Source organism: Arthrobacter sp. K5 (assembly GCF_040448525.1).
GTDB classification, from domain to species: Bacteria; Actinomycetota; Actinomycetes; order Actinomycetales; family Micrococcaceae; genus Arthrobacter; species Arthrobacter globiformis.
In genome coordinates this window covers 3,409,200-3,431,180 of record NZ_CP159279.1, presented here as the reverse complement: position 1 = coordinate 3,431,180, position 21,981 = coordinate 3,409,200, and the positions used below count along the sequence as shown (strand labels likewise).

Genomic DNA, 21,981 nt, shown 5'->3' with positions numbered 1-21,981 from the left:
GGCTACAGCCCTGCCGTGGGCTACAGTCCCGGGGCCTGTCCGAGCTCGGCCCGGAGCTGCGAGAGCCGGGCATAGGCAGTGTCGCGGTAGGCGACAAGGCTCTCCCTGCCGGCTGGGTCGATGTCCAGGAACCCGCGGCCGGTTTTCAGCCCGAGGTTGCCTTCCTCCACCGTGGCAGTCAGCGCCGTGGGCGGGGTAAACCGTTCGCCGTAGGCCTTTTCGAGGGTCCGGTAGGAGGATTCGTACACGTCCAGCCCGGCCATGTCGCCGATGGCAAAAGGCCCGAAGAGGGCGAGCCGGAACCCGAACGTGTTGCTGACCACCGCATCAATCTGGGACGGGGCCGCCACGCCTTCTTCAACGATCCGGGCCGCTTCCTTGTACAGCGCGAACTGCAGCCTGTTGGCAACGAATCCCGGAGTGTCCGCCACCCGCGCCGGCGTCTTGCCCAGGGCCAGGATGAGTTCTTCAGCGAGATTCATGACCTGGGGCGAGGTCTGCGGTCCCGGAATGAGTTCGATGCCGGGAATGAAGGGAGCCGGATTCATCCAGTGCACACCGAGGAAACGCCCGGGACCGGTGACGGACGCTGCCAGTTCCCCGATAGGAATGGCCGAGGTGTTAGAGGCGATGACCGCCCCTGCCGGCGCGGCAGAGGAGATGCGGCGGAGGATGTCCGCCTTGATGACCGGGTCCTCCGGGACTGCCTCGGCGACGTAGTCCGCCGTCGAAACAGCATCCTCGATGCTCCCGGCAGCGGCAAGGTTGGCTGCAATGGTTTCGGCTGCGCCGGCAGCCAGCAGCCCCCTGGCCTCGAAGTCCCGGGCCTGGTCCACGAGGCGGACGCGGGCGCGCTCGGCGATTTCGCCGTCGACGTCACCCAGGGCCACTTTGTACCCGTGCAAGGCCAGGACCTGCGCTATGCCGCCGCCCATGTAGCCCACACCAACCACTGCCGTGGCCGCGATGGTCTGCGTGATTTCCATGTTGCTGCTCCTAAGTAGAGGCCAGGTGTGGGTCAGCGGATCGTGTAGCCGCCGTCGACAGCCAGTGTGTGGCCGGTGATGAGCGACGCCGCGTCGCTGAGCAGGAACGCCACCCCGCCCGCGATGTCTTCGGGTTCCCCGAAGCGGCCAGCCGGGATCCGGGACAGCAGTTCTTCCGCCCAGTCCGGCCTGCTGAGGGTGGACGCGGTCAGCTCCGTCCTGACGAACGTCGGGGCGATAGCGTTTACCCGGATTCCCGCGGCGGCCCACTCCAGGGCCAGGATCTTGGTGAGGTGGATCATCCCCGCCTTGCTGGTGCCGTACGCCGCCCGCTCCTCGATTCCCACGATCCCCGCCTGGGACGCGATGTTGACGATGGCGCCGGCAGATCCGGAGTCGATCCAGCGCCGCGCCACCGCGGTGGTCAGGAAGAAGGCGCCCTTGAGGTTGGTGTCGAAGACACTGTCCCAGTCTTCCCCGGTGAGCTCCACGGCAGGCTTGGGCACATTGACGCCGGCATTGTTGACCAGCAGGTCAATGCCGCCACTGGCCTGCTGGAGGGATTCGACGAACCCTGCGATGGCTGCGGTGTCGGTGACGTCCACCACCAGGGGCGGGGTTCCGTACCGCTCGCTGATCTGCTTGGCGCTTTCGGCGTCGCGGCTGGTGCCGTAGACGGTGGCGCCGCACTCGGCGAGGCCATCAGCGATGGCCTTGCCGAGCCCCCGGCCCGCCCCGGTCACCAGTGCTTTCTTGCCGTCCAGGCGGAAATTCAGCACGTATGGCCCTCTTAGCTGTCGAAGGTGTGGTCCGACCAGGGCAGGGACGTGCCGCGGTACTTCGCCGCGCGCACGTCTCCGGACCGGGCGTGGCCCTCAAACCGCTCTACCCTGGACGCCCGGCCGCAGAGCTCGCCGAAGAAGGCGCTGGATTCGGTGTTGGTCACTTCCTGGTACGTGACGGTGCGAAGGTACTTTCCGACCCAGAGGCCGCCGGTGTACCGGGCCGCGCCCCGGGTGGGCAGCACGTGGTTGGTGCCGATCACCTTGTCGCCGTAGGAGACGCAGGTGCCCTCCCCGAGGAACAGGGCGCCGTAGTCGTGCATCTTGTCGAGTGCTTCGCGGGGGTTCTGAGTCAGGATCTGGACGTGCTCGTAGGCGTATTCATCGGCCAGGGCGTAGGCGTCGTCCAGGGTTTCCACCACGTGCACGGCACCCCAGTCGCGCCAGGCTGCCGCGGCATAGTCGCGCGTGGGCATGTCCACGAGGATGGTGTCGATGTGCTCGATGACCTTGCGGCCCAGGTCCTCGCTGGTGGTGATCAGGACGGCCGGAGAGTCTGGTCCGTGCTCGGCCTGGGAGAGAAGGTCGACGGCGACAATGAACGGGTCGGCGTGCTCGTCGGCCACGACCAGGACTTCGGTCGGTCCGGCGAAGAGGTCGATGCCGACCTCGCCGAAGAGCTGGCGCTTGGCCTCGGCAACGAAGGCGTTGCCCGGCCCGGCCAGCATATTCACCGGCTTGATGGTCTCGGTGCCGATGGCCAGCGCGGCCACGGCCTGGATGCCGCCCAGCAGGTAGATCTCATCGGCGCCGGCCAGGTGCATTGCAGCCACGGTAGCGTCCGGAACCTCGCCCTGGATGAGGGGGGTGCATGCCGCCACGCGCTCGACGCCGGCCACCTTGGCGGTGACGATGGTCATGTGCGCGCTGGCGAGGAGCGGGTACTTCCCGCCGGGGATGTACGCTCCGGCAGCCTGGATGGGAACGTTCTTCTGCCCCAGGAAAACGCCGGGGAGGGTCTCGATCTCAAAGTCGGACAGCGACTCAAGCTGCTTCTGCGCCATCACGCGGACCTGCTTCTGGACGAATTTGATGTCCTCGATGACCTGCTCCGGAACCCGGGCCATGATCTCGTCGAGCTGTTCCTGGCTCAGCAGGAAGGATTCGGGGGCGTGCTTGTCGAACTTGGCGGAGTACTCGCGGACGGCTTCATCGCCGCGCTCACGGATGGCCGCAATGACGGATTCCACGGTGGCACGGACCTCCGGGGTGCTCCCCCGGGCCACGCTGTTGCGGGCCGGCTCCTTCAGCAAGGTGGAGTCCACACCGGTGGTAAGTGCTGTTGTAACGGTCATCAGGGTACCTTTCCATCTTCATTGATGGGCGACCTTTGGAGCGCCCGGGCCAGACCCGCAGGACTGGATGATTGACGAGTGTATACGTATACATTTTAGGTCGCAAGGGCTTGATTCCTATTTTTGAATACGTATACACTCTGGTCACGAGGCAGCCGGTGTGGCTGCGCTCACTGTCCGGACGAAGACAAAGGAGTCTCTGAATGAGCACCCCCGTGACAACAGCAGCACCGCCGGCCATAGATCCGAAGATGCGCCGCAAGGCCCTGGTTTCCTCGGTGCTTGGCAGCTGTATCGAGTGGTATGACTTTTACGTCTACGGCGTTGCTGCCGCCATTATCCTCAACACCCAGTTCTTCCCGCAGGTCAGCCCGTTCGCCGGCATCCTGCTCTCGTTCAGCACCTATGCCATCGGCTTTGCCGCCCGCCCCTTGGGCGGAGTGATCTTTGCCCACTTCGGCGACCGCATCGGCCGCAAGAAGATGCTCATGATGACCCTTGGCCTGATGGGCGCCGGCACCTTCCTTATCGGCTGCCTGCCGAACTTCGCCACCATCGGAATCGCGGCGCCCATCCTCCTGGTCCTGCTCCGGATCATCCAGGGCATCGGCGTCGGCGGCGAGTGGGGCGGGGCTGCCCTCATGGCCACCGAATACGCCCCGGCCAAGCGCCGCGGATTCTTCGGCTCCTGGCCGCAGATCGGCGTTCCGGCCGGCACGCTGCTGGCCAACGGGGCGTTCTTCATCATGGGCGGTCTGATCTCCCCGCAGGACTTCATGGCGTGGGGCTGGCGCATCCCGTTCCTGGTTTCCATCCTGCTGGTGGTGCTGTCCTTCTACATCCGCCGCAACGTGGACGAGTCCCCCGCCTTCGAGGAAATCAAGCGCAAGGGCGAGATCGAGAAGCTACCGGTGGTCAAGGTCATCAAGACCCGCCCGCTGACCATCCTCAAGGTCATCATGATGCGGTTCGCGGAGAACGCCAACTACTACATCTACACCACGTTCCTGCTTGCCTACGGCCCGGCAATCCTGCTGGAAAAGAACAGCATTCTGCTGGCCACCATGATCATGGCCGGGCTGGGCATCTTCTCGATTCCCTTCTGGGGCTGGGTTTCGGACCGCTGGGGCCGCCGTTACACCGTGATCGCCGGCGCAGGAACCATGCTCCTGATGGCCTTCCCGTTCTTCTGGGCCGTGCAGACGGGTGACTTCCTCATGGTGCTGCTGGTCCTCATCCTGACCTGCAACGTCGGGCGCGACCTCTGCTACTCGGTGGAACCGGCCTACTTCACCGAACTCTTCGAGCCCAGGCTCCGCTACTCCGGAGCGTCGGTTGGCCCGCAGGTCGCCGCGGTCTTCGCCGGCGGCTTCGCACCGCTGATCGCCACGGCGCTGATCGGCCCGGACTTCGACCGGTACTGGCTGGTTGCCCTGTACATGATCGTCACCTCGGTTATCACCATCGTCGGCGCGCTCTGGTCCCCTGAGACTGCTCCCCGGGTGCGCCTGCGGCGCGGCCTGAGCGCCGAGCACGACCCCACAACCGGCCGGTAGGCTGGCATCAACACGCCGGCGTGAGCCGCGCCAGGAAACAAGGAGAACGCACCGATGGTCACAAGCCGTGATGTGGCAGAGCTCGCCGGCGTCTCGCAGGCCACGGTCTCCCGGGTAATGTCTTCCTCCGCGAAACTGTCTCCTGCAACCCGTGCGCGGGTACAGGCGGCCATGGAGACACTGGGGTATGTGCCGCATGCCGGTGCACAGGCCATGAAGACCAGGCGGACCAACACCATCGGCGTCGTGGTCGCCGACCTGACCAATCCGTTCTATCCGGAGGTTCTCGATGAACTCAGCCGGGAACTGGACACGGCGGGCTTTCGGGTGGTCATTTGGAACGCGGGAGGCGGTAGCCACCACGACGCGCTGAAGGCCATCCGGGAACACGCCGTCGACGGGGTCATCTTCACGACGGCGACGGAGGATTCCGTCGAGCTGCAGGCGGCCATTGAGAAGAAAAGCCCCATCGTGCTGATCAACCGCGTGGTGGAGGGCCTCGACTGCGACCAGGTCTCCAGCAGCAACACCGAAGGGGGCGCCGCCGTCGCCGATTACCTCCTGGATAACGGCAGGACCCGGGTGGCCTTCATCGGCGGTGCTGAAAACGCGAGCACGTCACGTGAGCGCGCCCAGGGCTTCCTAGGCAGGATGGCCGAGCTGGGGCACGCCGTGCCGGAGCATTTCCGTTTCCAGGGCGGGTTCTCCCACGACGTCAGCGCGCAGGTCATGAACCGGCTGCTCGCCCGCGCCGACCGGCCCCAGGCCGTCTTCTGCGCCAACGACCTGATGGCCTTCGGCGCCCTCGATGCCCTGCGCGCCAACCGGGTCCCGGGGCAGGAGTGCTGGGTGATCGGTTACGACGACGTCGACATGGCGGCCTGGGATTCATTCAGCCTCACCACGGTGCGCCAGCCCAGCCGGGAGATGGCCCGCGTGGGAGCCCGGATGCTGCTGGACCGCATCCACACGCCCGGGCAGCCGCCGCGGAGGGTGGACTTTCCCTGCGACCTGATCGTCCGCGGCAGCACCGGACTTGCCGAAGCGGCAGCGCGGTGAAGGCCGGGGGTCCGTAGCTGCGCCCTCGGCCGGGCCGGCTACCGTAGCGGCTGCCACAACGCAGCGAACGCTGCTGTCCGTTACCGCTGCGCGTTCTCGAGGGCGGCGAGGTGCTCGGGGTGCACAGGTGTCGCGCGCTGCTGGTAGTCCGGGTGCTTGCGCAGCCAGAGCTTGACGTACGGGCAGACGGGCACGACGGCGATGCCGGCGTCCAGCGTATCGTCCAGGGCATCCTGGACCAGGCGAGCGGCCAGACCCTGCCCGGCGTAGTCCTCGCTGACGGTCGTGTGGTAAAAAATCCGCTCCGGCCCCTGTCCCCCGTCATACGGCAGGTAATGCGCCTTGCCGATGACGGTGTCGCCGTCGGAGCTCGTAGCGGCGGCGCTGCGGTGCGTTCTGGACGGTCAGGGTTGTTTGCTGTTCCAAGAGTCCTCCTGGGTCGGATGGTCGGTTAACCGCGGGGCCGAAGCCGGGCGTTGGGCAAAGCTGGGGCGGGAAGCGGCGCCGGATACCCTTCCGGGAACGGCCCGAAGCGGGGGAACGGGGCACCGTCCGGGTAGGTATTGCCGGCGGGAGCGTCGGCCGGCTCGGCGCCGATCTCCGCCTGCCAGGCTGCGCGGTAGGCGACCACTTCCTCGTGGGTGCGCCCCACAAAGTTCCACCACATCACTATCTGTTCTCCAAGAGGCTCTCCGCCGAGGATCAGCACCCGGGCCGGCGTCTGCCCGGCCTCCAGCGCGACCCTGCTCCGCCCGGGGCGCAGATAGTGCAGGTGGTCCACCGCCATAGGCGTGCCATCGATGGAAACCTCGCCGGTGTCGAGCAGGATTCCATGCTCAAAGGACGGGTCCAGGTCCAGCTCGAGCCGTCCGCCGGCATGCAGGACGGCCTCGGCGCCGAGCAGCGGCGGCGTGTAGGTGGTGACGGGCGAGGACGACCCCGCCAGGGAACCGAGGAAGACACGCAGCTCGCTGCCTTCTCCCTGCACGGGTTCCGGGGCATAGTGCTGGAAGGTCGGGGCCATGTTCCTGGTTTCCTCCGGCATCGCGTACCAGAGCTGGGCGCCGTGAAGGACGCCTGTGTCCGGGGTGGAGAACTCCTGGTGCGAGATCCCGCGCCCGGCAACCATGAGGTTGACCTCTCCGGGGCGGACGATTGCCTCGTACCCGGCCGAATCGCGGTGGGCGACGCTGCCGGTGAACAGCCAGCTCACCGTCGCCAGGCCCGTGTGGGGATGACGCGGGACCTTCATACCCCCGGATTCCGGGACGAGGTCAGGGCCGTAGTGGTCCAGGAAACACCAGGCGCCGATGAGGCTGCGCTGCTTCTGGGGAAGGGTCCGCCGCACCGGCATGGCGCGGGGCCCGCCCAGAGGAACCATCCGGGGTGCCAGGATTTCCACCGCTTCCGCGTGGTCCCCCTCGGTGCACACGATCTCCTCGGGGAAGGTCTCCAGGTTGCTCATGCCATCACCCCGCAGACGCGCTGTGGACAGGGACCCGGTCCTCGGGGACGTTCCCCGCAGCCGGCCGCGGCCGGACGGGGTGGCCACTGAGGATGGAGACCCGGACATTGAGCAGATCCACAACAGTCCTGCCCAGCCCGGCTGCTTCCGCGGAGCCGGCAACCTTCAGGGCCACCCCGTTCAGGGCCTTCCAGCTGCCGGGATCGGACTTGTCCAGGAAAAACGGGTTGAGCATGGCACTCCTTAGTACGGCGTCGCACCGACGGCCGGCGCAGCATCACGGCTCCGCCGTCCACAGACTCGGAGCCGGCGGAACCAGGATCATCCTTTCAACAATGCAGCTTCCAGAGCAACGGCGCTGCCAGTTGCGGACCGGAACCGGCCTGAAAACTGATCGGCTGCTCCGTAACTGCCGTTTTCGGGGATCAAAAGGGCAGTTACGGAGCAACCGGCGTCGAAACTAGCTCTTCGGGAGCCCTGCCGGGTTGAGTTCTGACTTGGCCACAGCCTCGGATGACAGGCCCCAGCGGTCCAGGATCTTGCCATAGGTGCCGTCCTCGATCAGGTGGTTCAGCCCTGCCTGCGCAACTGCGGCGAAGCCGTTGCCCTTCTTGGTGGTGGCGGCAATGCTCGCCTTCAACGGCCACCCTCCGTCCACCAGGCCCACCAGCTTGGTCTTCTGGTCGGTCGCGGCCTTGTAGGCGGCGGTGGCGTTCGGCCCGAAGGTCAGGTCCGCGCGACCGGACTGCAGGGCCAGGTTCGAAGCGGAGTCGTCGTCGTAGTACTGGAACTCGACCGGCTTCAGTCCCTTGGCCTTGTTCTCCTCGTCCCAGCGCAGCAGGATGGATTCCTGGTTGGTGCCCGAGCCAACAATGACGCGCTTGCCCGCAACGTCCGCGGCGGATTCGACCTTGGTGATGCCGCTGTCGCTCTTGGCATAGAAGCCGAGCTTGTCGTCCCGGTAGCTGGCGAAGTCGAACTTGAGCTTGCGCTCCTCCGTCACGGTGACGTTGGAGAGGACAGCCTCGTACTTGCCCGATTCGACGCCGAGGGGCCAGTCCGCCCAGGCGGTGGGAACGATCTCGGCCTCCAGTCCCAGCGTCTGGGCGAGTGCGACGGCGATGTCCACTTCGTTGCCCACCGGCGTTTTGTTGTCCGTGGCGTAAACCGCCAGCGGCGGTGCGAACGGGCTGACGGCAACCGTCAGCTTCCCGTCCTTCTTGATGGCTTCCGGAACCTGCGCCGCAGCGGCCTCGTCCACGGTGACGGTAAAGCGGTCCTGCTCGGGCGTCAGGTTGAACGTCTTGGCCGCCGACGTGACGGCGGTGGCGGGCGCCTTCGAGGACGCCGCACCGCCGGCAGCCGCAGCCCCGGGGTCGGAGCAGGCGGAGAGCGCCAGCAGGCTGATGGCGGCGAGGGCCAGGCCCACCCCCGGCTTGAGTGCGCCCGCGCGGGATTTGAGAGACTGACGGACCATGATTGCCCCCTGGAAGTAGCGGAATGGAAAAGTGAACGCGAAGGTTGTGGCAGCAACTATCCGGTAGCCCAAAACGGCGGTCAAAGCGCGGAGAAACCGGAAGATACGCGGCGTAACCGCGATTAATACGGCGTTCGACGGCGTCATTGGGCCTGCCGCTCACCCCGGAACCGCGCCTAGCATCGAGTATGAGCGATCAATTCACCACCGAACGTGACGGCTACGGCAGGCTTCTGGCAGACCGTGAAGTGTGGCGGCAGGCAAGTACACTCGCTGCAGCCGGAGAGCTGACCGCGCGGTGGCTTGAGGGCACCAGCGAGTACCAGCCCGGAACCCTCGCCCCGCGCTTCGACGACGAGACCCTGCCCATCGCCGGCCAGCTGGCTGAGCTCAACCGCAGCGGACTGTTCACCAAGGAATCCCAGCCCGGCCTCGGCCCCGACGCCGGCCACGCCCAGCGTGAATACGTCACCGGCTTCTGCTCCGCCGAGTCGGCGGCCCTCCTGCTGCGGCTGTCCGCCGGGACGGAACTCATTGCCATCGCCCACGCCCCGGGGGAGGTCAGCCAGGCGTCCGTTCCGGTCACACTGCACGACGGCGAAGTGGTGACCGTCCTGGGAAGTAGCGAAAATCCGGTCGAATCAGAGCAGATCCAGGACTGGGCGCGCGAAAGCAACGAATCGCTCGCCCTGCTGCTGGCCGACTCCTGGTACGTCGAACTGCTCGACCCGGTCTGGGGCCGGCAACAGCACCTCCTGCCTGCCGTGCTGGAAACCTTGACGTCCGCCCAGGACGGGCTACACGCCTGATTTTTGACGTTCCGCGACTCCCGGTGAAGCCATAAGACCGCCAGGATGAACCATTGCGACGCCGGGTGAACGCCTGCGTCGGCTGCCATTGTGGCCGCCCGAGGGGCCTCCGTAATCTCAATCCAACGCTCAGCGCTATCCCCTCCGCTCCATCATCCAGAAGGAAACATCATGACTTCTCCGAACGATTTCCCGGGCTCCACCCGGATCGCCGCAGGCCAGCCTGCCGGCCGGAAACGCCCCAGCGGGCTCAAGATCGGCATTGCCGCCGGCATCCTTGCCGTTCTGGGAGCAGGCGTCGCCGTCGCCACCACGGCCGCCAACAACGCCGCCCCGGAGTCCGCCAACGCGGCCGCCGCCACCAGCCCCGCCACCGAGCTGAAGCTGGGCTACTTCGGGAACATCACCCACGCCACCGCGCTGGTTGGCGTCCAGAAGGGCTTCATCGCCAAGGAGCTGGGCGACACCAAGCTGAGCACACAGGTGTTCAACGCCGGCCCGGCGGCGATCGAGGCGCTGAACGCCGGCGCGATCGACGCCACGTACATCGGCCCGAACCCGGCCATCAACTCGTTCGTCAAGAGCAAGGGCGAGTCCATCAGCATCATCGCCGGGGCGGCCTCCGGCGGGGCGCAGCTGGTGGTCAAGCCGGAGATCAAGACCGCGGCCGACCTCAAGGGCAAGACCCTGGCCTCCCCGCAGCTGGGCGGCACTCAGGACGTGGCACTGCGCGCCTGGCTGGGCAAGCAGGGCTACAAGACCAACACCGACGGCGGCGGGGACGTTGCGATCAACCCCACCGAGAACGCCCAGACCCTGAAGCTGTTCCAGAATGGCAAGCTCGACGGCGCGTGGTTGCCTGAGCCGTGGGCCTCCCGTCTGGTGCTCCAGGCCGGAGCGAAGGTCCTGGTGGATGAGAAGGACCTGTGGGACGGGTCGCTGACGGGCAAGCCCGGCGAGTTCCCCACCACCATCCTGATCGTGAACAAGAAGTTCGCCGCGGAGCACCCGCAGACGGTGGAGGCCCTGCTCAAGGGCCACGTCGAGGCCGTGAAGTGGCTCAACGACACTCCGGCCGCCGAGAAGGCCGCCGTCGTCAACGCCGCCCTCAAACAGGACGCCGGCAAGGCACTGGCCCAAAATGTCATTGACCGTTCGCTGAAGAACATCGTGTTTACGGTGGACCCGCTGGCCGGGGCGTTCAAGAAGCTGCTGCAGGACGGCGTGGACGCCGGCACCACCAAGCAGGCCGACATCAACGGCATCTTCGACCTGGCGAAGCTGAATGAAGTCACCGGTGAAAAGACCTCTGCCGCAGGGCTGGGCAAGGAATAACGGCGAAGATATACAAAAAGGATCCGCAGGAACATTCCCGCCGGATCCTTTTGGTTTGGGCCGCGTTTACGGGACCGCGGAATAGTCCGAAGAGTACTCCGGCACTGCGGAATACTCAGGCACTGCGTACGGGTCCTCTGCGTTTTTCAGGGCGTAGTGAAAGGTCTTGCCGTCCGGGCCCTCCTGGCTTCCGACATATTCGGCGGCAACCCATTCGCCGCCGGCCACGGCTCCGGCCCAGGCGTGGGCCTCCTCCCAGTGGACGGCGGAGGCCATCCGGCCGGGCTGCAGGCTCATGGACACGGCGACGCGCACCGAGGGGGCGCCGTCGGAGGAACGGGGGCAGGTGAAGCCGACGATGTCAACGGACACTCCCGGGGTGGCAAGGCACGGCCGGCGGGCCATGGTGGTGGCCGCCGCATCCAGGCCTCCGGAACCGATGTCCTGCCGCGCCAGTGCGTGCACCTGGCTGCGGAAGGTGTTCAGTTCCGCCCCGCATTGCGTCCGGATTCTGTGAACCAAAGCTGTGATCATGTCCCCCTCGATTCAGGGAGGGCGTTATGCCGCCCCGTCGTGATTATGGACTTACACAACCACCCGGTAACTTGCTTCACAATGCCCGGCGACACCCGCCGTCGCGCAACGAAACAGTGCTTCATCTTCCGCAGTTGGGCGTAACAAACGGGTGTGCCGACGGCACGGTTCCGGGTGTGCCGGCAGCACGTTTGCGGGCGTTCCGCCCAAGGGCCAGCACCGTCCCTAAACGTGCATCCGCGCCACGAAGCGGAACCGGTCGCCCCGGAACACCGATTCGGTCCACTCCACGGGCCGCCCGTCGGGGGTGAAGCCGAGCCGGTGGACCAGCAGCATGGGGGCGCCCATTTCGACGTCGAGGAGCTGCACCTCCGCCGGTCCGGCCAGCTTGGTCTCCACGGTGTCCTCCACCTCGACGATCCGGATTCCGTAGTCCTCGCGCAGCGCAGCATACAAGGAGCCGCGCTCGGCCACGGTCCGCGCCAGGTCCGGGAGCGGCCCGGCAAGGAACGCAATCTCGTGCGCAAGAGGCTCGCCGTCCACCAGCCTGATCCGCTCCACCCGGTGGATGTCCGTCCCCGGCTCCACCGCCAGGCGCCGCGCCGTGGCCGGATCCGCGGGAAGCACGCTTACATCCACGATCCGGGCCGCAGCAGTGAGGCCCTGGCTCGCGGCGTCGTCGGAAAAGGACGTCAGCTGGCGGACGTGCGTCACCTTGGGCGGCGCCACAAAAGTCCCGCGCCCCTGCGTCCGGTCGAGGCGGCCCTCGGCCACCAGCTCACCGATCGCCTGCCGGACGGTGGTACGGGAGGTTCCGTACTGCTCCGCGAGCGCGCGTTCGGTGGGGATCAGGGTTCCGGGCACCGCGTCCTCGATGAGGGTGAGGATCTGCTCCTTGAGTACGTAGTACTTGGGCAGGACAGCGGCCGCGGAGGTTTCCATAAATCTGATGGTACCTATTGACACGAAAATTGGTCTAGGCCAAAATAATGGAAATTGGTTTACACCAATTCCGGTTCGTACCGGTTCCCGGACCCCCAATCCCCCATCCCACTTCCAAGGACCCAAAGATGTCGTTCCTGCAAGACCTGCGCCAGACGCCCCGCCTCGGCCTTCTGGTCGGCGGCACCGCCGCCACCATTGGCATAATCTACGGCTACGATCTGTCGAATATCGCCGGCGCCCTGCTGTTCATCACCAAGGAGTTCCAGCTCTCCACCAGCCAACAGGAGCTGGTGACCACCGCCGTCGTCATCGGTGAAGTCCTGGGCGCCGTCCTCGGCGGCTGGCTCGCCAATAAACTGGGCCGCAAGGCCTGCATGGTGGGCGTCGCCGGAGCGTATGCCGCCTTTGCGGTGCTCAGCGCCCTCGCGGCTGACGTGCCCATGCTGCTCGTGGCCCGCCTGCTCCTGGGCCTGACCATCGGCATCTCCGTGGTGGTGGTGCCCGTCTTCGTGGCCGAGTCAGCGCCACCCAAGGTACGCGGCGCCCTGCTCGTGGCGTACCAGGTGGCCACGGTCATCGGCATCATCATCGGCTACCTGGCCGCTTACGTACTGTCGGCCTCCGAAAACTGGCGGCTGATGCTGGGCCTCGCCGCCGTTCCGGCCCTCGCGGTCCTCGCCGTCACCCTCCGCCTGCCCGACACCGCCCGCTGGTACATGATGCGCGGACGCACCGAAGACGCCCGCCGCACGCTCAGCTCGATCGAGCCGGATGCCGACGTCGACGCCGAGCTGGCGGACATGCGCCGCGCCATCAGCGAAGAGCGGGGCGGGGGCCTGCGCGAGATGCTCCGCTCGCCGTACCTGAAGGCGACTGTGTTCGTCGTCGGGCTCGGCTTCTTTATCCAGATCACCGGCATCAACGCCGTGGTCTACTACAGCCCGCGGATCTTCGAGGCGATGGGCTTCACCGGCAACGCCGCTCTGCTCCTGCTGCCCGCACTGGTCCAGGCGGCTGCCCTGGTTGCCGTCTTCGTGTCGCTGTCCCTCGTGGACCGGGTGGGCCGGCGTCCGATCCTGCTCGGCGGCATCGGCATGATGATTGTCGCCAACATCATCCTCGTCGCCGTCTTCATGGTGGGCCGCGACTTCGGTGGAATCCTGACCGTGGTCGGCTTCCTCGGGGTCCTGCTGTTCACTGTGGGCTTCACGTTCGGTTTCGGCGCGCTGGTCTGGGTCTACGCCGGGGAGTCGTTCCCCGCCCGGCTGCGTTCCCTGGGCGCCAGCGCCATGCTGACCTCGGACCTCGTGGCCAACGTAATCGTCGCGGCGTTCTTCCTGACCATGCTCCAGCGGCTCGGCGGTGCCGGCACGTTCGCAGTGTTCGGGGCGCTGGCCGTCGCCGGCTTCGTCTTCGTCCACCGCCTCGCCCCCGAGACCAAGGGCCGGAACCTCGAGGAAATCCGCCACTACTGGGAAAACGGTGCCCGCTGGCCCGAGGCCACCGGCACCACCGGCAGCAGCACCAAGCCGGCGGCCAAGTGATGCGGCCCCTCCCCGGCCCGGACCGTGTCCTCGGTTTAGACATTGGCGGCTCCAAGACCCACGCCATCCTGGCGGACGTTGAGCGGTCCGCTGAGTGCGGACGGTTCACTGAATGTACGGTGGGCAGCGCGAACATCGCCTCCGTCGGTCCGGACGAAGCCGCCGCGGCGGTGGATGACCTCGCTGCCCGGCTGGGCGTCGCCGATCCTGCAGGCCACGGAATCGGTGCCGTGTTTGCCGGTGCTGCGGGGGCGGACACCCCGGCAGCCCGGGAACAGCTGGCCGGCCTGCTCTCCCGTCGGTTCCCCGGTTCCCGGATCCACGTGGACCACGACACCCGCATCATCCTTGCGGCCGGCGGCCTCACGGCAGGCACCGTCCTCATCTCCGGCACCGGTTCCGCCGCGTGGGCGAAGGCCGTCGACGGCCGCGAAGCCCGGGCCGGCGGCTGGGGCTATCTGCTCGGCGACGAGGGCAGCGGCTACGCCGTGGCCCGCAGCGGGGTCCGCAACGCCCTGCGGGAATCCGACGACGGACTGGCCGCCGGGCCGTTGACCGTCCACCTCCTGGCGCAGACCGGACTCACAGAACCCGGCGACCTGCTGGACCTGTTCTACCGCCGGCCGGAGCGCCGGTACTGGGCCGGGCTGGCCGGCACCGTGTTCGACCTCGCCGCCTCGGACGCCGCGAGCGCAGCCATCGCCGAGGACGCCGCGCAGCACCTCGCAGTCCTGGCCCTGACGGTGAACCGGCGGCTGGGCACCATTCCTGAAGGAGCACCGGTCCTGCTGGCGGGCGGAATGCTGGTCAACCAGCCGTCGCTGGCCGGCAGGGTGCGTGAGCTGCTGGCAGTCAGCGGCCTCACCGACGTCCGCGTGCTGGACCGCGCACCCGCTTGGGGCGCCGTGGAGCTGGCCGGCCAGCTTGCGGGCGCACCGCCAGCCGCCAAGATCCCCGCCTGATCCGTCCCCTTTTATCCCTGCCCACTGATCCCAACCCAAGGAGACCCATGACCTCGCAAAACACGCTCGCCCCTGCCGCCGCAACCCCGCTTCCCGGTTCCCTGATGGCCGCTGAAATCCTGGAACAGCCGGAGGCACTCGCCCGCCAGCTTGAACAGGGGCGTCCCGCCATCACCCGTCTGGCCGCCACCCTCCGGGACGCGGACATCAGGTACGTCCTGCTGGCCGCGCGCGGCACCAGCGACCATGCGGCCCTGTACGCGAAGTACCTCATCGAGACGGTGCTGGGACTGCCGGCCGGGCTGGCGTCGCCGTCGAGCCTTACCGTCTATGGCGCGGAACCGAAGATGGACGGCGTGCTGTGGCTGGCGGTCAGCCAGTCCGGCGGCTCCCCGGACCTGGTGGACTCCACCGCCGCTGCTGCCCGGGGCGGCGCCCTCACCGTAGCCGTCACGAACGCGCCCTCATCTCCGCTGGCCGCTGCCGCCCGGCACCACCTGGACATTCTGGCCGGGCCGGAGCGTGCCGTGGCCGCAACCAAGAGCTACACGTCGCAGCTGCTGGCGCTGTGGCAGCTGATCGACGCCTGGGCCGGAGGAAACGGGGCGGAAGCCGCGGGCCTGCCGCGTCTCGCCGCCGATGTGCTGGCCCGGCCGGAGATACTGGAGGTTGCAGACCGCTACCGCTTCGTAAACCACATCATCACCACGGGACGCGGCTTTTCCTACCCCACCGCACGGGAGGCGGCGCTGAAACTGATGGAAACGTCCTACCTGGCCGCGCACGCCTTCTCCGGCGCCGACCTGCTGCACGGGCCCTTCGCCATGATCGACGCCGACCGGCCAGTCATCGCCGTCGCCTCGCCCGGCGCCGGCGGCCGTGCCCTGCACCCCGTGCTGGACCGCCTCGCCGAACGGGGAGCAGATGTCTGCCTGGTGGGTGATGCCGGGGCCGCCCGCCCGCTGAACCACGTGGTGCCGCTGCCGGCCGTCCACGAACAGCTCTCGCCGATCCTGGAGATCATGCCCCTGCAGCGGCTGGCCCACGCGATGGCGGCCGCGCGCCACCGGGACCCGGACGCTCCCCGCGGCCTTCGCAAGATCACGGAAACCTGGTGAGTCCCACGCTCATTTCCGCGTCACGGGTCATCCTGCCTGATGCCGTGCTGGAGCCCGGCTGGGTGGAGACCGACGGCGGCCGGATCACCGCGGCGGGTCCCGGGCTGCCCGCCCGGGAGCCCGACGCGCACTTTCCGGACGCCATCCTCGCGCCGGGCTTCGTGGACGCCCACATCCACGGCGGCGGCGGCTTCAGCTTCAACGACTCCGATCCCGCTGCCGCCGGGGTCCGGATCGCCGGCGTGCACCGCTCGCACGGCACCACCACGCTGATGGCCAGCCTGGTCACCGCCCCGCTCACGCAGCTCGAGAAGGCGGTGGCCGCGCTGGCGGCCCTGGTGGAGCGGGGGGTGCTGGCCGGCATTCATCTCGAGGGCCCGTGGCTCAGCCCCGACCACCGGGGCGCCCACGCGGCGGAACTTCTGCTCGCGCCGGAAGCGTCGGCCATCGACCGGCTGATGCTGGCCGGGCGGGGCACCGTGCGGATGGTCACGATCGCGCCTGAACTGGAAGGCGGGCTGGCCGCCATCCGGCAGATCACGGGCTACGGCGCTGTCGCGGCCATCGGCCACACCGGGGCTGGATACGACGTGGCCCGCGAGGCGATTGCCGCAGGAGCCACCGCCGGGACGCACGTGTTCAACGCGATGCGGCCGCTGCACCACCGGGAACCCGGGCCGGCTTTGGCGTTGCTGGAGGACCCCGCCGTTTTCGCGGAGGTCATTGCCGACGGCGTCCACCTCCACCCGTCGCTGGTCCGCTTCATTGCCGCCAGCCCGGCCCGCGCTGTCTTCGTCACCGACGCCATGGCCGCGGCCTGCGCGCAGGAAGGCACATACCAGCTCGGCGGGCTGGACGTCCGGGTGTCCGACGGCGAGGCGCGCCTCGTCAGCGACGGCACCATCGCCGGCAGCATCCTCACGCTGGACGCCGCGGTACGGCACGCAGTCCACGACGCCGGCATCCCGCTCGCTGACGCCGTCCGGGCGGCCAGCCAGAACCCGGCGGACATGCTGGGGCTCTCCGACGTCGGCCGGATTGAGGCCGGACGCAAGGCGGACCTGGTGGTGCTCAGCCCCGAACTCGAGGTGGCCGCCGTGATGAAGGCAGGCCGCTGGTTGACCGCGTCGACTTAGTGTCGTGGCGCCGCTGACCCGCAACTGTAGTGCTCAGCCAGCCTTGCCAGTCCCTCGTCAAGCGAGACAGCGGGCGTCCAGTTGAGGAGTTCACGGGTCTGGCGCTGATCGAACCAGTGGGCGGTGGAGAGCTGCTCAGCCAGGAACCTGGTCATCGGCGGCTCCTCTTTCCGTCCTGCCCAGGTCCAGAGCTTTTCCACCACCGCTCCCGCCGCCCGCGCCACCCCACCTGGCACAGTCCACGACGGCGCAGGCACGCCCCCTGCAGCACATATGCCCGCCAGCAGCTCACCGACCGGGCGGGGCTCGCCGTTGCTGACGACCACGGCGCGGCCATGGACGTGTTCCATGCGGTGCAGCGCGGCAACCATGGCCGAGGCGGCATTGTCCACGTAGGTGGTGTCGATCAGGGCCGCACCCGCGTCGAGCAGCGGCAGACGGCTGCGGCTGGCGCGTGCCAGGACCCGTTCCACCAGTTGGGTGTCGCCGGGGCCCCAGACGATGTGGGGCCGCACCGCTGCGACGCGGCATTCCGGAGCATCCGCCGCCAGTGCCAGCAGCTCCGCCTCGGCCTTGGTGCGGGAGTAGTCGCCGTGCGCATGCTGCGGGTCAGCCGGTTCCGCGCCCGCCCCAACGATGGCGGCGCCGGAGTTGGCGACGGACGGGGAGGAGACGAACACCACGTCCCGCACCCCGGCCGCACGGGCGGAATGGAGCAGACGGCGGGTTCCTTCGACGTTCACCTCGTCGAACTCCACGGCACGGCCCGTAAAAGAGACTTTGGCGGCCAGGTGGATGATTCCGTCAGACCCTTCGACTGCTCGCCTGAGCGCTGCATCGTCCGTCAGGGACCCGCAGAAGTCTGCTGCGCCGTCGATTCCTGAGGGACGGCGCTGGAACGTGGCCACGGCATGGCCCTGGCGGACCAGCAGCCGGGCCACTTCCCGCCCGAGCAGCCCGCTTGCGCCGGTGACGAGGACCCTCATGGCTCTCCCGGACGGCCGCCGGCCAGCACCCGTGAAGCCCAGCGGGACAGGCGGGTCCTGTCGATCTTGGCGTTGTGCCGGATGTCGGTGGGCAGAGCGGGGACTGCGAGCACGGCGGAGACATTCACGCCAGCCTCACGGGCCGCCCTGCGGACGCGCCCGGAGAGTTCCGGCGCAGCAGGGCCGGCTTTCCGGGCGGGAGGTACGGTCTCGATGACGGCGACGACGGCCTGCGTCCCCGCCGGCCCAACCCCGGCGATGGCGGCCAGCCGGACGCAGTCCAGGCGTTCGATGGCCTGTTCGGCGCCCACGGGCGTCACCGCGGCCCCGGGCGCCGTCACGACATGGTCGAGACGTCCTTCCACCCAGAGCCGGCCGGCGGCGTCGAAGTGCCCCACATCGCCGGTACGGTGCCATCCGGGCAGACTGGTGCTTGCCCGCTGGGTCAGCCAGAGCCGGTCATAAGCTTCCTTGACGTGCGCGGCGCTGACCAGAATCTCGCCCGTCACGCCAGCCTCCGTCACGAGGTGGGACCCGGGTGCAGTGCCATCGGCAGCCAGTGGGACAACGGCCACGCGGGCGCCGTGCACAGGCCTCCCCACGCACACGCCGTTGCCTGCTCCCGCCACGGTGCCGGCAACCGTTTCGGCATCGGCGGCCTGGATTTGTTCGAGGCTGATGTCGGTGACCGGCAGCGCCTCAGTCATCCCGTACGGGGTATGCAGCGAGGCCCGGGGCATCAGCCGCTGCACCTCCGCCAGGAGCGGTTCCGGGACAGGTGCGCCGGCAGAAAGAAGCAACTCGATGCTTTCCAGGGCTTTATGCCCTGCGCCACCCACGGCATCCCGGGTGGCAAGGACGTTGCGCAACGCCGCCGGCGAGGCGAAGACCACGGTTGCCTCTATGGCCGCGGCGGCGTCCGCCAGCGCGCGGGCCGTCAAGGTGCGGGGCGCAGTAACGTCCATGGCCGGCGTCACCGAAACCGTTCCGAGCGCCGGCCCCAGCAAGGCGAACGGGGCAAAGCCCGCCACGAGCCGGGCACCGGGACGGATCCCGAAAGTTTCGGCCACTGTATCCCGCATCGCGGCAAGCTGCCGGTGCGTATAGAGCACACCTTTGGCAGGGCCGGTGGAGCCGGATGTGAAGAGTACGGCGGCTGGGGCGGCTGGGTCCACGGTGTGCGTTGGCCGCCGTGCACCGCGTCCGGCACCGCGCCCGGCCAAGGCGGCGAGGGAGGTTTCGACACCCACGATGCGGCGGCGGGCGGCCGGAAGGTCCTGCACGCTGATTCGCCGTCCCGGCCAGCCGAGCACCGAGGCCGCCGCCAGCGCCTTGTCGATTCCGATGAGGAAATCGGCGGTGGCACCCTTCACGGCGCGGCTCAGGCCGCTGGTACCCAGTCCGGCGTCGGCCACAACCACCACGGCGCCCAGCCTCAGGCAGGCGTAGAGGGCTACGGTCAGGTCCACACCGGGCGGAACCATCAGGCTCACCCGGCTGCCGCTCCGCACTCCGGCTTCCCGCAGCCCCGCGGCGAGGTCCAGGATGTTTCCGTCCAGCTGCTGCCAGCTGAGCGAGCGGCTGACTCTGCCGTCCGGCCCCATTTCCGCAACGGCGGTAGCTCCCTTCGCAGGCCCGGCCGCCAGTTCGCCGAGCAGCTCCCAAAGGGGCCGGAATCCCGCGCGCCCCCGTTCCTCCGCACCCTTCAGCCCCTGGCCACGGGTCGCTGCGGCTTCGGCTGCCGGGGAACCGGCTCCACTGGTACCGCGGTGCCCGGCAAGCCATTGGAAGACAGGCGCGGCAATGTTTCGGTCTTCAGCCACGAGATGTCCGGCACCTTCGAAGCGGTGAACGTCCGCGTGCGGAAGCCGGCTGATGAGGTCCTTGAGGTACCGGTCGGAAAAGATGGGATCCCGGGGACCCCAGAGCATCAGGGCCGGAACCTTGAGCCCGCGAAGCCCTTCCGCGACGCGGCTAAGCGCCGGGAAGCTGGGATGGGAAGCGTCTGCGGGAATGTCCGCAACAAAATTCCCCACCCCGGCCCGGCGGCGGGCTCCGCGGTAGGGGACCATGTAGGCCTTTCGGATGTCGGCGGGCAGCGGCGGGTTGGCCAGCGAGTGTGTCACCCGCAGAAAGGTGTCCGACGTCGTCGTGCCCCACCGGTGCACGGCGGGGTGCAGGGCAAGCCGGAGGGCCGGCGGGATTGCCGCACCGGAGGGCTGGTGGACGGCTGTGTTGGTCAGAACCACCCCGGAGACGTGCTGCGGGTGCGCCAAGGCCCAGCCGAGGCTGATCACGCCGCCCCAGTCGTGACCGACCGTGACGACCGGCCCGTCCAGGCCCAGCGCGTCGGTAAGGTCGCCGAGGTCGTTGATTCGGTCCGCCAGGCGCCGGAACCTGCCGGTGCGCTCGGAGAAGCCCATATCCAGCTGGTCCACCGCCACCACGCGCCACGGATGTGCGGGATCGGACCCGGCGGCCAGCAAGGTCCGCCACAGGTAGGACCACGTCGGGTTGCCGTGGACGCACAGCAGGGTGCCGGCGGGAGCCAGGCCACGGCGGGAGAGCTCGGCGCCGTTGTCGAGCAGGTGCCAGCGGCGCACGGTTCCGGGCTCATCCGCGGCAGAGGTGGACGCCACCGCGATTTCGCGCGACCATGCGGGGTCGACGCCGTGCCAGCCGGCGGTTACCAAACGATTTCCACCATGGCGGTGTTGAGACCGGAACCGACGCCCATGCACAGCACGCGGTCCCCGGTTCCGAGGGTCTGGGCTTCAGCAGCGAGGGTCATGGGGAGGGAGGCCGGGCCCACATTGCCCCAGTGCGGGAACGTGATCGGCACCCTGTCCGGGTCCAGGTCGATGGCGCCGATGATGGCCTGGGTATAAGCAGTGCTCACCTGGTGCGTGATGTAACGGTCCATCGACGCCCAGTCCCATTCCGGCTGGGCCTCATTCCAGGCGTCGACCACGAGCCGCAGGCCGCCGTCGAGCAGGCCCTTGGTGTCGGTGGCCATCCCGTCGATGCCGCCCACGCACAGTTCATGGTGCTCCGTGCCGGCGCGCATCACGCCGCCGAGGATCCGGTGCGCTCCTGGGTGCTGGTCTGCCGGGCCAAGGACGGCCGCAGCGGCTCCGGAGCCGAGGGTAAGGGTGGCAAATTCGCGGTTGAAGTCCTCGCGGGTGGTCTCGGGCCGCTGCAACCGGGCCAGGGTCGCCTCCTGCGTTGCCTGGGCATCCTCACCGTTGACGATCATCGCGTACCTGATCTGGCCGGAGTCGATCATGTTGGCCGCCAGCGTCATGCCGTTGACGAATCCGAGGCAGGCGTTGGCCAGATCGAAGTTCATGGCCGACGACGGCAGGCTCAGTCCGTGGTGGATCTTCACCGCCACGGACGGTTCGAGGTTGCGCCGCGTGACCGAAGTATTGATCAGCAGGCCGATGTCGGACGCTTCGACGCCGGCCTCCGCCAGGGCCTTGGCGCCCGCTTCAACCGCGGCATCATCGAACGAGGTCCCCGCGGCCCACCAGCGGCGGTGCGTGATGCCGGCGACGCGCTCAAGCAGCCGCGGCGGGAACTTCAGCCGCTGCAGGGTCGAAGCCAACCTGCGGTCGAAATCCGTGGAACTCACGATCCTCGGAGCCTCGACACTGCTCACCGAAAGCAGCGCGGTGTTGCTGTGCCTGAAGGTTGCATTTCCTGCCAAGTCAAGCCCCTGTTCGTTCCCGTCCTGCATTCATGCGGTGACTGTACCCATAAATGCAAGCCCAAAAGCTTAACTATGCCGATACGGGTCCGGACCCCTTCATATTTCTCGCCCGTGGCTGCGCAGTAAATCCTCGCCGCGGCTGCGATGCATCCACGAATGGGGAACGCGGAGACATTGCAACCCAAAATATCGTCAGTAGGCTTAGTTTTCAAATCATCCC

At 68.0% G+C, this 21,981-nt stretch carries 19 protein-coding genes and 1 pseudogene; 8 read left to right on the top strand and 12 right to left on the bottom strand.

Translation table 11 applies throughout. The features are described 5' to 3' along the window. Positions 1 to 20 precede the first annotated feature (20 nt). From ABRP34_RS15595 to hisD, 3 genes are read right to left on the bottom strand one after another with little or no spacing between them, the layout of a single operon-like run. Positions 21 to 986 (bottom strand): 3-hydroxyacyl-CoA dehydrogenase family protein, encoded by a 966-nt coding sequence (locus ABRP34_RS15595; protein WP_353710893.1) that lies wholly within the window; start codon positions 984 to 986, stop codon positions 21 to 23. Between the two features lie 32 nt (positions 987 to 1,018). Further along, positions 1,019 to 1,765, bottom strand: coding sequence for a glucose 1-dehydrogenase (locus tag ABRP34_RS15590; protein ID WP_353710892.1), 747 nt, complete (start codon positions 1,763 to 1,765; stop codon positions 1,019 to 1,021). A gap of 11 nt (positions 1,766 to 1,776) precedes the next feature. After that, positions 1,777 to 3,123, bottom strand: a complete 1,347-nt coding sequence (gene hisD, locus ABRP34_RS15585) for a histidinol dehydrogenase (protein ID WP_353710891.1) — start codon at positions 3,121 to 3,123, stop codon at positions 1,777 to 1,779. Positions 3,124 to 3,326: 203 nt separating this feature from the next. On the opposite strand from hisD, the gene ABRP34_RS15580 reads away from it, so the two are divergent. Both ABRP34_RS15580 and ABRP34_RS15575 read left to right on the top strand, forming a co-directional pair. Beyond that, the gene (locus ABRP34_RS15580) at positions 3,327 to 4,679 is read left to right on the top strand and encodes an MFS transporter (protein ID WP_353710890.1); all 1,353 of its coding nucleotides are present in this window, start codon (positions 3,327 to 3,329) and stop codon (positions 4,677 to 4,679) included. A gap of 54 nt (positions 4,680 to 4,733) precedes the next feature. Next, complete coding sequence (locus ABRP34_RS15575; protein ID WP_353710889.1) at positions 4,734 to 5,738, top strand: LacI family DNA-binding transcriptional regulator; 1,005 nt, start codon at positions 4,734 to 4,736, stop codon at positions 5,736 to 5,738. A 197-nt stretch (positions 5,739 to 5,935) separates the two neighbouring features. Here ABRP34_RS15575 and ABRP34_RS15570 read toward each other — a convergent pair. The 4 genes and pseudogenes from ABRP34_RS15570 to ABRP34_RS15555 form a co-directional block, all read right to left on the bottom strand. Further along, positions 5,936 to 6,070: pseudogene (locus ABRP34_RS15570) on the bottom strand (N-acetyltransferase); the annotation flags it as partial. Positions 6,071 to 6,189: 119 nt separating this feature from the next. Next, positions 6,190 to 7,203 (bottom strand): pirin family protein, encoded by a 1,014-nt coding sequence (locus ABRP34_RS15565; RefSeq protein WP_353710888.1) that lies wholly within the window; start codon positions 7,201 to 7,203, stop codon positions 6,190 to 6,192. A 4-nt stretch (positions 7,204 to 7,207) separates the two neighbouring features. Continuing rightward, positions 7,208 to 7,438 (bottom strand): hypothetical protein, encoded by a 231-nt coding sequence (locus tag ABRP34_RS15560; protein ID WP_353710887.1) that lies wholly within the window; start codon positions 7,436 to 7,438, stop codon positions 7,208 to 7,210. Positions 7,439 to 7,663: 225 nt separating this feature from the next. Then, entirely contained in the window at positions 7,664 to 8,680 is a 1,017-nt protein-coding gene (locus tag ABRP34_RS15555; RefSeq protein WP_353710886.1) for an ABC transporter substrate-binding protein, read from the bottom strand. Positions 8,681 to 8,868: 188 nt separating this feature from the next. Here ABRP34_RS15555 and ABRP34_RS15550 point away from each other — a divergent pair, with 188 nt between their 5' ends. Together ABRP34_RS15550 and ABRP34_RS15545 are read left to right on the top strand one after the other, a co-directional pair. Continuing rightward, positions 8,869 to 9,489: a hypothetical protein gene (locus tag ABRP34_RS15550; protein WP_353710885.1), complete on the top strand. Its 621-nt coding sequence runs from the start codon at positions 8,869 to 8,871 to the stop codon at positions 9,487 to 9,489. A gap of 171 nt (positions 9,490 to 9,660) precedes the next feature. Further along, on the top strand, positions 9,661 to 10,824 hold the full coding sequence (locus tag ABRP34_RS15545; RefSeq protein ID WP_353710884.1) for an ABC transporter substrate-binding protein: 1,164 nt from the start codon (positions 9,661 to 9,663) through the stop codon (positions 10,822 to 10,824). Positions 10,825 to 10,890: 66 nt separating this feature from the next. On the opposite strand, the gene ABRP34_RS15540 is transcribed toward ABRP34_RS15545, so the two are convergent. Together ABRP34_RS15540 and ABRP34_RS15535 are read right to left on the bottom strand one after the other, a co-directional pair. After that, positions 10,891 to 11,358: a hypothetical protein gene (locus ABRP34_RS15540; RefSeq protein ID WP_353710883.1), complete on the bottom strand. Its 468-nt coding sequence runs from the start codon at positions 11,356 to 11,358 to the stop codon at positions 10,891 to 10,893. A gap of 225 nt (positions 11,359 to 11,583) precedes the next feature. Further along, positions 11,584 to 12,300, bottom strand: coding sequence for a GntR family transcriptional regulator (locus ABRP34_RS15535; protein WP_353710882.1), 717 nt, complete (start codon positions 12,298 to 12,300; stop codon positions 11,584 to 11,586). Between the two features lie 128 nt (positions 12,301 to 12,428). On the opposite strand from ABRP34_RS15535, the gene ABRP34_RS15530 reads away from it, so the two are divergent. From ABRP34_RS15530 to nagA, 4 genes are read left to right on the top strand one after another with little or no spacing between them, the layout of a single operon-like run. After that, positions 12,429 to 13,847, top strand: a complete 1,419-nt coding sequence (locus ABRP34_RS15530; RefSeq protein ID WP_043419893.1) for a sugar porter family MFS transporter — start codon at positions 12,429 to 12,431, stop codon at positions 13,845 to 13,847. After that, on the top strand, positions 13,847 to 14,809 hold the full coding sequence (locus tag ABRP34_RS15525; RefSeq protein ID WP_353713381.1) for a BadF/BadG/BcrA/BcrD ATPase family protein: 963 nt from the start codon (positions 13,847 to 13,849) through the stop codon (positions 14,807 to 14,809). Before ABRP34_RS15530 ends, ABRP34_RS15525 begins: the two co-directional genes overlap by 1 nt. 47 nt (positions 14,810 to 14,856) lie before the next feature. Further along, a complete protein-coding gene (locus ABRP34_RS15520; protein ID WP_353710881.1) occupies positions 14,857 to 15,927 on the top strand; it encodes an SIS domain-containing protein in 1,071 nt (356 codons plus the stop codon). Continuing rightward, a complete protein-coding gene (nagA, locus tag ABRP34_RS15515) occupies positions 15,924 to 17,063 on the top strand; it encodes an N-acetylglucosamine-6-phosphate deacetylase (protein ID WP_353710880.1) in 1,140 nt (379 codons plus the stop codon). The genes ABRP34_RS15520 and nagA overlap by 4 nt, the downstream gene beginning before the upstream one ends. On the opposite strand, the gene ABRP34_RS15510 is transcribed toward nagA, so the two are convergent. Genes ABRP34_RS15510 through ABRP34_RS15500 form a run of 3 tightly spaced genes read right to left on the bottom strand, consistent with a single transcriptional unit; the run spans position 17,060 to position 21,758 of the window. Next, complete coding sequence (locus ABRP34_RS15510) at positions 17,060 to 18,049, bottom strand: NAD-dependent epimerase/dehydratase family protein (protein WP_353710879.1); 990 nt, start codon at positions 18,047 to 18,049, stop codon at positions 17,060 to 17,062. The genes nagA and ABRP34_RS15510 overlap by 4 nt on opposite strands. After that, positions 18,046 to 20,742, bottom strand: coding sequence for an alpha/beta fold hydrolase (locus tag ABRP34_RS15505; protein WP_353710878.1), 2,697 nt, complete (start codon positions 20,740 to 20,742; stop codon positions 18,046 to 18,048). Before ABRP34_RS15505 ends, ABRP34_RS15510 begins: the two co-directional genes overlap by 4 nt. After that, positions 20,736 to 21,758 carry a 3-oxoacyl-ACP synthase III gene (locus ABRP34_RS15500; protein ID WP_353710877.1) on the bottom strand — a complete coding sequence of 341 codons (1,023 nt, stop codon included), beginning with the start codon at positions 21,756 to 21,758 and terminating at the stop codon, positions 20,736 to 20,738. Before ABRP34_RS15500 ends, ABRP34_RS15505 begins: the two co-directional genes overlap by 7 nt. Between the last annotated feature and the right edge of the window lie 223 nt (positions 21,759 to 21,981).